This window comes from Stenotrophomonas sp. 2YAF26 (assembly GCF_052114625.1).
GTDB lineage: Bacteria > Pseudomonadota > Gammaproteobacteria > Xanthomonadales > Xanthomonadaceae > Stenotrophomonas > Stenotrophomonas indicatrix.
Genome location: NZ_JBFRFC010000002.1, coordinates 45,779 through 58,723 on the forward strand (window position 1 = coordinate 45,779; position 12,945 = coordinate 58,723).

The following is a 12,945-nucleotide window of genomic DNA, read 5'->3' on the forward strand; positions in this document are numbered from 1 at the left end:
TCAAGCCTCCGCCAACAGGTAACCGACGCCACGGATCACGTGGATCTCCACGCCTGCCCCAGCCTGCTGCAGCGCCTTGCGCAGCTTTGAAATATGCGCGTCGAGCGCATTGGACTGGATCTCATCATCGAATCCGTACACCGCCGCTTCCAGCGCGCTGCGGGTGACCGTGCGCCCCTGCCGCATCGCCAAGGCCTGCAGCACCAGCACCTGCCGCCGCGGCAGTGCGACCGGCTGGCCATCCACCTGTGCCTGCAGCGATTCGAAATCAAACTCCAGCCGGCCCAGCCGCAACCGGGGGGTCACCATTGCCGACGGTCGACGCGATACGGCGCGGATGCGCGCCATCAGCTCTTCGATCGCCACCGGCTTGACCAGGTAGTCATCGGCACCGACATCCAGCCCCTCCACCTTGTCTGACAGGCCCCCCTTGGCGGTGAGCATGATCACCGCCAGGTTCGGCCGCAGGGCACGGGCAGTCGCCACGAAGCCCACGCCATCACCATCCGGCAGCTGCCGATCGAGCAGCATCAGCTGATGCACCGGCTCACGCAGGGCGAGCGCAGCCTCGGCCAGGCTGCCGACCACGTCGGCGACCACACCCTGGCGCTCAAGCCCGGACTGCAGGGCTCGCGAGAGATCGGGGTCATCTTCGACCAGGAGAATACGCATCAGGGGCTCGGCAACCGGAAACGGTGCCGATCATAGTGCCTTCGGCGTGCAGGTGGCGGCGATGCCAGCAGATTGCGCCTGCGCAATGTTCCGACAATGTTGCGCGCGCAGCATGCATCGCCATCCCTGCAACGCACTACTTCGATGACCTCACTGTCCCCCGCCCTGCTGCGCCCCCTGCTGTGCACCGTCGCTCTCTCCACGCCGCTGCTGGCCACCGCGCAGGAACAGGCTCCGGGGGTACAGGCCGGCATCACCTTCGGCGCGACCACTGGCGCCTACGCACACTATGACGACAAGCCGCTGGTGCTGCCGGCGCTGTCCTGGCAGGGCAAGCGCTTCTTCGCCAGCCCCGGTTCGCTTGGCATGAACCTCTACAAGGCCGACGGCCTGCGCCTGTCGGCGGTGGCGACGCCCTACACGTTGCGCTTCAAGACCGACGACGTGAACGATCCGCAGCTGCGCCGCCTGCACAGCCGGCAGATGTCGGCGATGGTCGGCATCAATGCCGACTACAGCGCCGACTGGGGCGCGGTGGCGGCCAGCGTGAAGCGCGAAGTGAGCGGGCATGGCGGCGGTATTGAATCAAGCCTGCATTACAGCTATCCGATCCAGGCCGGTCGCTTCACCTGGGTGCCGCGCGTGGGCGTGGTGCATTCCAGCGCCCGCCTGCTCGACTACTACTACGGGATCAGCGACGAGGAAGCGCTGCGCTCCGGGCTGGCGGCCTACAAGCCCGGCAGTGCCACCTCGCCGAGCCTGCAGATCGCGGTCAGCACGCCGCTGGGTACGAAATGGCGCGCTACCGGCGTCGTCGCCAACCAGTGGTTCGGTGATGCCGTCGAGGACAGCCCGATGGCACGGCGCAGCAGCCAGACATCCGCTTTCATCTCACTGATGCGCGCGTTCTGACCGAACCTGCATCCGCCGCACGGACAACAAGGATCCCGCATGGCCGCCGTCACCCCCACCGCCGATGCCAACGCGATCCTGCGCGCGCCGGATCTGGACAGCGCCGAGCGCGCCTACCTGGGCCTGCTGCCGGACATGGATCATGTGGACGCTTTGACCCGACGTGCACTTGGCCTGTCACGCGCTGCCGATGCTGCGCGCGGATATGCGCTGTCGATGACCTTGGTCGGTCTGCGCCTGCAGGAACTGGAGATGGGTGAGCCGTGTGCAGCCGAGTATCGGCAGGCAACGCTGCGCAGCCTGCGGCAGGCCTTCACCGCCGCCTGAGCATTCCGTCAGCGGAAGGTTGTCCAGGCCAGAACCGCGGACAGCAACGCTACCCACACCACGGCCTTGAACGTGCCTTCCAGCATGTTGCCACCGAACAGCAGGTCGATGATCGGGTTCGGCCGGGAAACGGGAGCATGGTCACTCATGGTTGTGTCCTGTGGTTTGGGAACTGCGTCACCGATGATACAAAAGCTTGACATTCCTGCTGCTGTTTCCGGTATGGTCAATGCAACGCGGCGTTCAAGGATGATCGATGCTCAAGCGTGCACTGTTTCCCGTAGTCGCCCTGCTGCTGGCCGCACTGGTCATCATGCTTTCCTGGCAGAACCGCCAGTTGCGGCAGGTCAATGAACAAATGGCGGCACAGCTGCAGCAGACCCAGCTGGATGCGCATGGCCTTGCAACCGGCACCCGACCTGAACTGTTGACGCTGCGGACGACGCAGCAGGCCCATGTCAATATCGGCGGCGCACGCGCCGTTCCGCAGATCCTCTACTTCTTCTCTACTGCCTGCCGCTACTGCCTGGCCTCGGTGCCACAGCTGCAGCAGATCGCGGCTGCACGCGGCAGCGCCGAACTTGTGGGCGTCGGCCTGCCACCGTATGACCAGCTTGCCGAGTACGCCGGCAAGCACGCGCTGGCGTTCCCTATCGCCGTCGACGATCAGGGCGAAGTCTCCAAACGCTATCGCGCCACGCTGACACCGATGCTGATGGTGCTCGCCGCAGATGGCAGCGTCGCCTACAAGCATGTCGGCCAGCTCGACACAGAGACGGTACAGGCCGTCGCCAAGGCAATGAATCCGGGAAGCCACACCAACTGAAGGAGATACACATGATCGGGAAGAAAACGCTGTTCTCGTCCGTCGCCGGTATCGTCATCGTTGCTGCAATGTCATTCGGTGCCGCACAGGCCTTCGCCACACCGGTGAAGACCGGCTTCGCCCCAGGGTGCGTGGATACCCCCGGATGCATGTTCGGCGGCAATGGCCGCGCCGGCGGCACGCGCATCTGCTGCGTCGCCAACTGATCCCGCTTCGACACCGCCCCGCACGCGGTGACTTCATGTTCCATCGCCATTCCAAGGAGATACACATGATCGGAAAGAAGAAGCTGTTCTCGTCCATTGCCGGCCTCGTCGTGGTGGCCGCCATGTCATTCGGTGCCGCGCAGGCCTTCGCCACTCCGGTGAAGACCGGCTTCGCGCCGGGCTGCAAGGAACATCCGAGCTGCCCCTATGGCAACGCAGGCTCCCACGGCCTGCTGGCCTGCTGCGATCCCATGTAACCCGCCTCGAAGCTCTGCAAAGGAGATACAGATGATCGGAAAGAAGAAGCTGTTCTCGTCCATTGCCGGCATCGTTGTCGTGGCCGCCATGTCATTCGGCGCCGCGCAGGCCTTCGCGACCACCCCGGCCAAGGCCGGGTTCGCACCGGGCTGTGAGTACACGCCGGGCTGTCCTTACGGCGGCAACGGCCGCTGGAGCGGCGGACGCGTCTGCTGCCAGGTTCCCTGATCCACCCCATCCAGCGCAGGACCTGACTTCGGCTTCCCGGCCACAGTTCCTGCATGGATGACGCGCCCCGTCTGCACTGGGCGTTGCAACAGGCCGTCCGATTGGGCGGCCCTTTTTTTTGCGGCCCGGATTCATCCTTGCAGACGGCACTTGGCACGCGCTTTTCCGGTCTTCGTCGCATGCCGATTTCACAGCGCAGGCCACGGTGCAACGCTGGACTCCCTTCTCCGGAGCACCGTGCCATGCCGATGCTTGCCTTGCTGCTGTTGATGGCCGGTCTATGCAACCGCGACGCCGGCGCCGGACACGATTCGCTGCGCTTGCAGATCCTGCAGGCCGATGCCCAACGCGCCGCTCGCGAGCCCGCCACGCGCGGGCAGACGGAGCGCCAGAGCGTACAGATCCTGCGCCTGAGTGCGGATCGCGTGCTTCAGGTGGCCCATGGTCGCGTGCAGCGTGAAGCGCCTGGGGGACAGCGCGGGCAAGTGCATAGCCGGGGCCTCATGCAACTGTGGCAGCGCGTAGATGGTCATTGGCAGCTGCAGCGCAGCGCCAGTGTCGAGCAACGCGGTTGACGCTGGCAGCGAGCCGGCCAGGCTGGAACGACGGCGAATCGCAGGCACAAAAAAACCGGCCCGGGGCCGGCTTTCATCGTGTCCACCGCTGCTCCGGCCATGCCGGGGATCGGTGGTGGGCGGTACAGGGTTCGAACCTGTGACCCCTACCATGTCAAGGTAGTGCTCTACCGCTGAGCTAACCGCCCAAAAATTCCGTACAGCCCGCAGGCTGGTGCTTCTACGTAAAAACCCGGCGCCAGGGCCGGGCTTTTGATCCTCACGACAGCCCCCTGGGGGACTCCGTGGTGGGCGGTACAGGGTTCGAACCTGTGACCCCTACCATGTCAAGGTAGTGCTCTACCGCTGAGCTAACCGCCCGTTTGTTGCTTCTGCAGCGCCGCGATTGCGTCGGTGCAGGCCGCGTATATTACGGATGGCGACCGGCAAGCGCAATACTTTTGTGAAGAAAAGCCGTTTTACCGCGTTCAGCCCAGGCTGGCTTCCTTCAGCTGCCTGATCTGGTCGCGGACCCGGGCGGCATCTTCGAATTCCAGGTCCTTGGCATGCTGGTACATCCGCTGCTCCAGCGCCTTGAGGCGAGCGGCCAACTGCGCCGGACTGAGCGACCGGTAGTCGGCCGCATCCTCGGCCACGCCGGAACGGCCTTTGCCCTTGCCCTTGCGGGCCTCCTTCTCAGCGGCATCCGAACGTGCGCCCTCCAGCACATCGACAATCGGCCGCAGGACCGAGCGCGGAATGATGCCGTGTTCCTTGTTGTACTCGACCTGTTTGGCGCGACGACGGTCGGTCTCGTCAATTGCCGCCTGCATCGAACGGGTGATCCTGTCCGCGTACAGGATCGCCTTGCCGCGCACGTTGCGGGCCGCACGGCCGATGGTCTGGATCAACGAACCGGTCGAGCGCAGGAAGCCCTCCTTGTCCGCATCCAGAATCGCCACCAACGAGACCTCCGGCATGTCCAGGCCCTCGCGCAGCAGGTTGATGCCGACCAGCACATCGAACTTGCCCAGACGCAGGTCGCGGATGATCTCCACGCGTTCGACGGTATCGATGTCCGAGTGAAGGTAGCGCACGCGGATGCTGTGCTCGGTCAGGTACTCGGTGAGGTTTTCGGCCATGCGCTTGGTCAGGGTGGTGACCAGCACGCGGTCACCGGCCTTGATCCGCTCGTTGGCCTCGCTCATCAGGTCATCGACCTGGGTGCCGACCGGGCGGATCTCCACCACGGGGTCGATCAGCCCGGTCGGGCGCACGACCAGCTCGGCCATGTCCTCTCCGGCCTCGCGGAATTCATACGGACCCGGTGTCGCCGACACATAGATGCTGCGCGGGCAGCGCGCCTCCCACTCCTCGAAGCGCAGCGGACGGTTGTCCAGCGCCGACGGCAGGCGGAAGCCGAACTCGACCAGGGTTTCCTTGCGCGACCGGTCACCCTTGAACATGGCACCGATCTGCGGAATGGTCACGTGCGATTCGTCGATCACCAGCAGCGCATCAGCCGGCAGGTAATCGAACAGGGTCGGCGGCGGCTCGCCCGCGTTCTTGCCGGTCAAATGCCGCGAGTAGTTCTCGATGCCGTTGCAGAAACCGACTTCGGCCATCATTTCGAGGTCGAACTGGGTGCGCTGGGCCAGGCGCTGCGCCTCGACCAGCTTGTTCTGCGCGTACAGCTGCTCCAACCGCTCCTTCAGCTCGACCTTGATGGTCTCCACCGCCGCCAGCACCCGTTCACGCGTAGTCGCGTAGTGGGTCTTCGGGTACACGGTGAAGCGCATGAGGTTGCGCATGGTCTCGCCGGTGAGCGGATCGAACATCGTGATCTTTTCCACCTCGCCATCGAACAGTTCGATGCGCAGGGCCTCACTGTCCGACTCCGCCGGGAACACGTCGATCACTTCACCGCGCACGCGGAAGGTACCGCGCTGCAGCTCGTATTCGTTGCGCGTGTACTGCAGCTGGGTCAGGTGATTGATCAGGTCGCGCTGGTCGATGCGCTCGCCCTTGGACAGGATCAGGCGCAGCGACAGGTAGTCTTCCGGCGCACCCAGGCCGTAGATGGCCGACACGGTCGCCACCACGATCGCATCCGGTCGCGACAGCAGGGTCTTGGTTGCCGCCAGCCGCATCTGCTCGATGTGCTCGTTGATCGAACTGTCCTTCTCGATGAAGGTGTCCGACGACGGCACGTAGGCTTCCGGCTGGTAGTAGTCGTAATAGCTGACGAAATACTCCACCGCGTTGTGCGGGAAGAACGCCTTGAACTCGCCATACAACTGCGCCGCCAGGGTCTTGTTCGGCGCCATGATCAGCGTCGGCTTCTGGATCTGCTGGATGACGTTGGCAATGGTGTAGGTCTTGCCCGAGCCGGTCACGCCCAGCAGGGTCTGCTTGGCGACGCCGGCTTCGAAATTGCTGGTCAGCTTGGCGATGGCGTTGGGCTGGTCTCCCGCCGGCGAATACGGCGAGACAAGTTGAAAACTGTCGCTCATGGTGTTGCCAGGTCTCGGGGAAGGTGAGTATACGGGGCGTCCGGTGACGGTCGGCTGAGGGGAAGCCTGCCTCAAAGATGGGGGTCTGGCTGATGGTGGCAGTCAAGACCTGCAGCCAACCTGTAGCCATGACTGCGGCCACACACCTCCCCCACCCTGCTCGGTTGGCACGCGGCCTTCACCTGCTGGAACTGGTGAGCGTACTGATGGTGCTGTCGGTGCTCCTGGCCCTGGCCTGGGGACCCTGGCAGCGCACGCTCCGCCACCTGCAAGCGGAATCACTGCGTGCCGAACTGACCAGCAGCCTGGTACTGGCGCGCAATACAGCCATCACCCAGCGCCGAAGAGTGACGGTCTGCGGGTCGGCCGATGGTGTCAACTGCAGCAACGCATGGAGCCAAGGGTGGCTGGTACGGACGGAACCCTCGCCATGGGCAGCCGCGACTGCCGCCGCCGTCATCCATGTGCGGGATCGCATACCGCCGCCTGTGCGGATGGAATCCAGCCAACATCGGCGACATGTGCAGTTCCTGCCGGATGGCCGCAACGCCGGCACCAATCAGTCGCTGCTGCTCTGCGTGAACGGCAAAGAACACAGCAGGGTGATCATCAACGTCGGCGGACGCGTACGCAGCGAACGGCCACGAACTGAAAAACCTTGCTGAATGCGGCCGATGGCGGATCGAAGAACGAAAAAAACCGCGATTTCTCGCGGCTTTTTCGAATCTGGCGCCCGAAGTTGGACTCGAACCAACGACCCCCTGATTAACAGTCAAGTGCTCTAACCGGCTGAGCTATTCGGGCGGGGAGGCGCATTCTAGACGCTCATTGCGAGGCTTGCAACACCTTCGTCTCTTACCAGCAACCCGCCACCTTGGCCTCGGTGGGCGTCTTGCGCCCCGCCTGGTCCAGGGTCAGGGTGCCGCACTTGTCCTTGTCCTGGCCAGTCCCCGGCACCGCTTGCAGCGTGAACGCCGATGACGTCGCCGCACCGGACAACGACAACGTGTAGTACGACTTGCCCTCCCGGGGCGAGACGGTGAACGGCAGAGTCATCCCGCTGTACGTGTTCTGCACGGTATGGAAGCGCTCCAGCTGCTGTGCCAGCTCCACCAGATCGGCCTTCGCCTGTGCACGCCGGGATTTGCGTACGTGCTCGCTGTAGGACGGAATGGCGACGGCGGCGAGGATCGCGATCACGGCGACCGTGATCATCAGCTCGATCAGGGTGAATCCGCGGGCGTTGCGGCGGAGGGTAAAGGCGTTCATTCAATGTCCTCGAACTGCATCATCAACGGATCTGCCGCCACGACTGGCGACCACACGCACGCGGCTTGTACAGCGGATCGGCGCCCGGGCTGCGCAGTACGAACGTGCAGGCCTCGGCTTCCAGCAGCTTGTCGACCGTACAGCTGGAGGTAGCAGGGTCGCACGGCTCCAGCTTGGGCACGAACATGTTGGTACCTGTCACCGGAGGTCCCTGCCCCAGATCTCCGCCCTTGGTCAGGGCCACGGCCGCACAGTCGCCGGTACAGATCGAGGTGCCGCCGATGGTCGAGCTCAACCCACTCATTGACCCACCGCCGGACAACAGGTTCAGGCCGTACATCCAGTTCACACCGCCCCCGCTGCCGCAGATGGCGGTACCTGGAACATAAGTGGTGAAGTACACCGTGCCGCCCTGTACGTTCGGGTTGCCCACGAAGCGCTCACCTTCGATGCTGCTGTTCACCACCAGATCCACATACCAGCCGCGAACAGCGCCGTACACGAAACTGGTGCTGCTGACGGCACGCGCCGAGTAGCCATCGGTGGCCGTAGTGGTGATGATGTTCTGCTGCACCAGGTTGGCGCGCCCGCCAGCCGCCGTCTGCAGGTTGTCCCACACACCGTACAGGCTCTGCACCGGCGAGGAACTGCTGACCGCGTTGTCATCGGCGGCGAAGTACTGGCCGGTGCCGAAGAACAGGCTGACGCCACCGCTGGGGCCACGAGTGACTTCGATGCCGCCCATGATCGGCTGCGGTTTGCTGTTGCGCACAGCGGTGAACAAAGGCGCCCCTCCCAATGCCACCCCCCAGTTGGCCGGGTTGGTATCGGACAGGTCGAACTTCCAAAGGTTGCCCTGCATGTCGCCGCTGTAAACCGTATCAGTGATGCCGTCGTTGTTCTTCAGCGCCACCGTGGCCACGTTGATCAGCCCGTTGCGGTTGGCGTAGGCCGCACCGGTCGGGGAGATCCTGCGCAGCACCTTGCCCGTGGCGATGTCGACCACGAACAGCACCGGCTTGCCGCTGGTGGAATTGACGCCGTTGCCGAACAGCGCCACGAAACGTGGCTGGCCGCCAGCCGTGGTGCCCGATACCGGAACCACCACCGGCTTGCCAAGTACGAAGCCCAGATCCGACTCGGTCTTTCCCGACACTTCCCACAGCACGTTGCTGGCACCGAAGCCGGTCGGATTGCCTACGTCCAGCGCGAACACCGATCCGTTGCTGGCCTTGCCACCACTGGGCGCCACCGACGAGCCACCACCACCGGTGGTACCCACCAGCACAGTGCGCCAATTGCTGCCGTCGTACACGTCCGACGATGTCAGCGGACCATCCACGTAGTAGCGGTGACCGTACTTGGGGTTGGCCAGTTCAGCGATGTGCTGTAGCGACGCCGACGGAATGAATGCCAGCTCCTCGTTCCCGGCTGCGGCAGTGTCCGAACCATTGAAACCATGCAGCATGCCGTCGTTGGCACCGACATAGATCATCGTCGGCGGGCCACTACTCGCCCGCTTTGCCTTGAGATACGTGGCGTACGCCGCGCCCAGCGTCTTCTTCCATGGAGCCGCCTGGACACTCCAGTAGCCGTAACCGAAGTCATCACGGTTGGAAACGACCTCGGTACCCGAGTTGACGATATCGCCCAGCGGCGAGGTGCGCGTGCGGAAACCACTGATGGCAGCACCACGCAGGTAGCTGACCAAATTGGCCGAGGTCTTGCCGGTGTACCAGTCCGGACGCGTGACCAGGCCGAGGGTCGCAGCCTTTGCGTTGTCATCGGCACCGGGTACGTTGGCCGAAGTGAACTCTGCCACCTTCGCAGCGGTAACCGTGTCCTTGGCCGAATCGGTGGAGGTGGGCGCCGTTGCCATGTAGATGCGCCGGGTTGATGAAGCGAGCTTGCTCGATGCCCGCCACAGCTCTGCACCGTCGGCACCGGTACTGGTCACCCGTGTGGCGATGACATCACCGGTCCAGTCGTTGCTGCCGGAGGGCACGCGGAAATGGGACGCTACCGTGAACGAACCGGTGCTGATGCGCGCGCCCGAGCCGCTGCCACCGACCGGCGCATCGCCTTCAGCCGCACTGTCGAAGATTTCTTCCAGCGCCTGCTTCAGCTTGGTCGGGTTGCGAGCCAGGAAGTAGTTGTCCGGCACACCCTTTTTCTTGCTGTCCCACGCCTTGCCACCCGCAGGGACACCGTACTTCGCTGCGTACCAAAGCGGGCTTTCCAGCTGGCCAGCAGCAGTGGTCGATGCCTTGTACTTGATGACCACCGGCTTCTGCCAGTTGTTGGGGAAGTTGTTGGTGGTGCTCAGCACGGAGCCGTTGGAATTACCCGGGCGCAACGCGAGGCGCTGCACGGCGTTTGATGCATTGGAACCGGTGATCGTATAGCCCGTCAGCATCGCGTTGCCGGCATAGGCAGACAGGTTTTCGATACGGATCAGCACTTCATCAGCGGCGACGTCATTGACCAACGTTGTCCCGATCCAGTCATCATTGCTGTTGCGGGTGTAGTTGCACAACCGGGTATTGCCCACCGCGCTGTTGCTCACTTTCGCATCGGCCCGCCAGCAGATGTTGTTGAAGGCACCCGTGTCGTTGCAGGCTGCGCCCACGCAGTAGCTCAACATTGCCACGACGTCATTGTCATGGTCGTTGCCCCACAGCGAATCCTCCCAGACCAGCGAGAAACTGCCGGCCTGGGCATCGGAGCGATAGGTGCGGCCGTAGACGAGGTTACCGCCCGTGCTGTTTGCCACCTTGGTGCCGATGCCAACCGAGCCCAGGAAGCAGCTGCGCCAGCCTTTGGTGGTCTGCGTTGCGCCGCCGGAATCGTTGGCTTGGCAAAGCGGGGCCAGGCCGATCTTGCGCCCACCCACTGCAATTTCGAACTGCGGCAGATTTTCGGCCATCGCAACGGTATAAGTCGTCGCTGTCAGCTTGTAAGAGGACGGTTTGCTCTGCACGCCCGGGCGCATATCGGTCTCGGCAGCCGCCTTGGCCAGGCCGGCCATCATGTAGCTGCCTTCCATCGACGGGATATCCGGGCATATGCCGCGCGCCTTGCTCAGGCTGGTTATGGTCCGGCCTTGGCAGATATCTTCATGGGTGTTCAGCGAAGTCCCCTTGGGGGTGTCGCCGATGCGGCCGATCATGTACGTGTTGCCGGCGATGCCTTCGGCAGCGCCGATCGCATCGGTAGCCGTGGTGGCGGCGGCCAGATTGGTCACCGAGCCGATGTTGTCGCTGTCGAACGAGGGCAGGCCCGAAGACAGGACCAGGATGCTGCAGGTCGCGCAGTAGGAGTTGCCACCGTCGGCGGGCAGGCGATAGGGATCCTTCCAGGCCACGCTGGTTGGCAGGCCGCTGAGGTCGCCACTGTCCCCGTAGATCTTGGCGCCGCCCCCCACGTAGCGAAGTGCTTCGGCGTACATCTCCGCCAGCGGATTACCCCAGGCACTGCACTTCTGGCCACTGGTACCCGGGTCGGCCAGGTTGCCATTGCCTCCCTGGTCCTGACGATTGAGGATGCCGTAGGTGTTGCAGTCGTTCCAGTTGCTGCTCCAGTTCCATTGATCAATGCGGAAGTTGGAGATGGTATTGATGATGCCTTCAGAAGCACTGGCCAGCGCGTTGCAGAACTGGCCCGTAGACAGGTTGATCTCATCGCCGGCGGCACAGAACGTGGTGCCATTGCCGGCGATCTTGCCGATGTTGCGACGCAGGACGCCGCCATCGCGCGGGCTGGAATACGTGCCACTGATCAGGCCAAAGCGCAGGCGCCCGCTTTCGCCATAGGTCTGCAGCACGCCAGCCGGCTTGTAGCGATCGGTGGCGCCATCGTTGTACTTGCGACAGTAGCCTTCGCGCAGGGCTGCATTGGTCGAGCCGCAGACTTCCGCACGCACGGTGTAGTCAACTGTCGAACGCGGCGTGTCCGCGCTGCCCTCGCCGGAGCGATTGACGCCGCACTGGTAGGATGCAGTGGACGCCCACTCGGACCAGTTGCCAGAAGCAACACGCATCAACGGCGCACCATTGGCGGCGATGGTCGCATTGCAGAACGACTGCGTGCCGGAAAGTGGCGTGAAACTGCCGATGTCGCTGCCGCTGTAGACCTTGACCCAGGCATGTAGATCACTGGGGATCTGCGCGCGCTCGATGACGGTCTTGTCCTTCGTATCTTCCGAACGCTGGCCGCCATAGAGCACACCACGCATCACGTCCAGGCGGCTCATCGTCACCCAGTTGAGGAAGTTGCCCGACCAGGCGCTGCTGCAGCTGTGGCCGTTGGCACCGCCTGCGGCAGCGGACGCCTTGAATACGCCGCTGGCGTAGCCATAGCACAGCTTGGAATCGAAGTAGCCACCGTATTCGAATGCATCCAGATACGTGGTATCGAGGATGCCATCCGGTTCACCGCCCGGCCCGCCACCGATGTCGCTGTAGTCGCTGTAGGCCTTGTTGAACAGCTGCTCATCGCGCGACATCACCATCATCATCAGCGGCGGCTGGCTCTGCTTGGTGTACAGCGGCTCCTGGGCGATGTCGTAGTCGCCGAGCGCCGCCTGCAACGGAAGAATCAGCGCGGCCAGGCCGGCCAACACGGCAACCCCGGCCCCGGCACGCAGCCAGGCGGCAGGACGGAGGCGAAGGAAACGACGTTCGTTGTTCATGGGATGAAGACCGTGTCGATGACGGCACTGGCAGAGGCGTCGGTGGGGGCATCACTGGCCAGGGCCGTGACCTGGTAGGTGTTTCCGGTTTCTTCGTTGGCCCGCTTGCCGGTCTTGATGCTGGAACCGGTATTGCCCGAAGAGCATTTGTCGATGCGTCGGGTGTAGCTGGCCGCGGTCTTGGTGATCGCGTTGGCCCAGGTCAACGGGTCGTAGGTCGGGCTGCACTCTTCCTGATCAGCGAGGAAGACGTTGGCGCCATCCAGCGCGGTTTCGATGCCGGTCTCGACCTGGCGTGCACTCGACTCAGCGTTCTGGAACGCCAGGTTCGTACGCAGGTAATTGGAGGCCATGCGCTCCTGCATGCTGGTGACCTGCATGCCCGCGATGCCGATCAACGCCAACAGAATGAGCATGATGAGGGCCACGTAGAGCACCGCGCCGCGTTGGCGACGGGGAGCGACGGGCCGGAATCGGTATGAGCGCATGA

Annotated in this window: 14 protein-coding genes and 3 tRNA genes; 7 read left to right on the forward strand and 10 right to left on the reverse strand. The window is 63.8% G+C overall.

What is annotated here, in order from left to right; all coding sequences use genetic code 11:
- Positions 1-672, reverse strand: coding sequence for a response regulator transcription factor (locus tag AB4Y98_RS02540; protein WP_025875225.1), 672 nt, complete (start codon positions 670-672; stop codon positions 1-3).
- A 144-nt stretch (positions 673-816) separates the two neighbouring features.
- Between AB4Y98_RS02540 and AB4Y98_RS02545 the strand changes: the two genes are divergently transcribed.
- Together AB4Y98_RS02545 and AB4Y98_RS02550 are read left to right on the forward strand one after the other, a co-directional pair.
- Entirely contained in the window at positions 817-1,584 is a 768-nt protein-coding gene (locus AB4Y98_RS02545) for a MipA/OmpV family protein (protein ID WP_312786234.1), read from the forward strand.
- Positions 1,585-1,623: 39 nt separating this feature from the next.
- A complete protein-coding gene (locus AB4Y98_RS02550) occupies positions 1,624-1,911 on the forward strand; it encodes a hypothetical protein (protein WP_025875229.1) in 288 nt (95 codons plus the stop codon).
- Positions 1,912-1,919: 8 nt separating this feature from the next.
- Here AB4Y98_RS02550 and AB4Y98_RS02555 read toward each other — a convergent pair whose 3' ends face one another.
- Entirely contained in the window at positions 1,920-2,060 is a 141-nt protein-coding gene (locus AB4Y98_RS02555) for a hypothetical protein (RefSeq protein ID WP_165780968.1), read from the reverse strand.
- A gap of 107 nt (positions 2,061-2,167) precedes the next feature.
- Between AB4Y98_RS02555 and AB4Y98_RS02560 the strand changes: the two genes are divergently transcribed.
- From AB4Y98_RS02560 to AB4Y98_RS02575, 4 genes are all read left to right on the forward strand, one after another.
- A complete protein-coding gene (locus AB4Y98_RS02560) occupies positions 2,168-2,737 on the forward strand; it encodes a TlpA family protein disulfide reductase (RefSeq protein WP_442243713.1) in 570 nt (189 codons plus the stop codon).
- Between the two features lie 11 nt (positions 2,738-2,748).
- Positions 2,749-2,943 carry a hypothetical protein gene (locus AB4Y98_RS02565; protein WP_025875233.1) on the forward strand — a complete coding sequence of 65 codons (195 nt, stop codon included), beginning with the start codon at positions 2,749-2,751 and terminating at the stop codon, positions 2,941-2,943.
- A 65-nt stretch (positions 2,944-3,008) separates the two neighbouring features.
- Positions 3,009-3,200: a hypothetical protein gene (locus AB4Y98_RS02570; RefSeq protein WP_093817839.1), complete on the forward strand. Its 192-nt coding sequence runs from the start codon at positions 3,009-3,011 to the stop codon at positions 3,198-3,200.
- Between the two features lie 31 nt (positions 3,201-3,231).
- The gene (locus AB4Y98_RS02575; RefSeq protein WP_093817838.1) at positions 3,232-3,429 is read left to right on the forward strand and encodes a hypothetical protein; all 198 of its coding nucleotides are present in this window, start codon (positions 3,232-3,234) and stop codon (positions 3,427-3,429) included.
- A 278-nt stretch (positions 3,430-3,707) separates the two neighbouring features.
- Here AB4Y98_RS02575 and AB4Y98_RS02580 read toward each other — a convergent pair whose 3' ends face one another.
- The 4 genes from AB4Y98_RS02580 to uvrB form a co-directional block, all read right to left on the reverse strand.
- Positions 3,708-3,962: a hypothetical protein gene (locus AB4Y98_RS02580; protein ID WP_313248933.1), complete on the reverse strand. Its 255-nt coding sequence runs from the start codon at positions 3,960-3,962 to the stop codon at positions 3,708-3,710.
- 155 nt (positions 3,963-4,117) lie between these two features.
- A tRNA-Val gene (locus tag AB4Y98_RS02585) sits at positions 4,118-4,192 on the reverse strand.
- A 97-nt stretch (positions 4,193-4,289) separates the two neighbouring features.
- Positions 4,290-4,364: transfer RNA gene (locus tag AB4Y98_RS02590), tRNA-Val, on the reverse strand.
- A 107-nt stretch (positions 4,365-4,471) separates the two neighbouring features.
- The gene (uvrB, locus tag AB4Y98_RS02595; RefSeq protein ID WP_442243714.1) at positions 4,472-6,496 is read right to left on the reverse strand and encodes an excinuclease ABC subunit UvrB; all 2,025 of its coding nucleotides are present in this window, start codon (positions 6,494-6,496) and stop codon (positions 4,472-4,474) included.
- A gap of 194 nt (positions 6,497-6,690) precedes the next feature.
- On the opposite strand from uvrB, the gene AB4Y98_RS02600 reads away from it, so the two are divergent.
- Positions 6,691-7,161, forward strand: a complete 471-nt coding sequence (locus AB4Y98_RS02600; RefSeq protein ID WP_442243715.1) for a GspH/FimT family pseudopilin — start codon at positions 6,691-6,693, stop codon at positions 7,159-7,161.
- 62 nt (positions 7,162-7,223) lie between these two features.
- Here the strand turns inward: AB4Y98_RS02600 and AB4Y98_RS02605 are convergent.
- The 4 genes from AB4Y98_RS02605 to AB4Y98_RS02620 all read right to left on the reverse strand — a co-directional run bounded on the left by AB4Y98_RS02605 (position 7,224) and on the right by AB4Y98_RS02620 (position 12,943).
- A tRNA-Asn gene (locus tag AB4Y98_RS02605) sits at positions 7,224-7,300 on the reverse strand.
- 51 nt (positions 7,301-7,351) lie between these two features.
- On the reverse strand, positions 7,352-7,765 hold the full coding sequence (locus tag AB4Y98_RS02610; protein ID WP_223494720.1) for a type IV pilin protein: 414 nt from the start codon (positions 7,763-7,765) through the stop codon (positions 7,352-7,354).
- Between the two features lie 22 nt (positions 7,766-7,787).
- Positions 7,788-12,455 (reverse strand): pilus assembly protein, encoded by a 4,668-nt coding sequence (locus tag AB4Y98_RS02615; RefSeq protein ID WP_442243716.1) that lies wholly within the window; start codon positions 12,453-12,455, stop codon positions 7,788-7,790.
- On the reverse strand, positions 12,452-12,943 hold the full coding sequence (locus AB4Y98_RS02620; RefSeq protein ID WP_312786241.1) for a pilus assembly PilX family protein: 492 nt from the start codon (positions 12,941-12,943) through the stop codon (positions 12,452-12,454). Before AB4Y98_RS02620 ends, AB4Y98_RS02615 begins: the two co-directional genes overlap by 4 nt.
- Between the last annotated feature and the right edge of the window lie 2 nt (positions 12,944-12,945).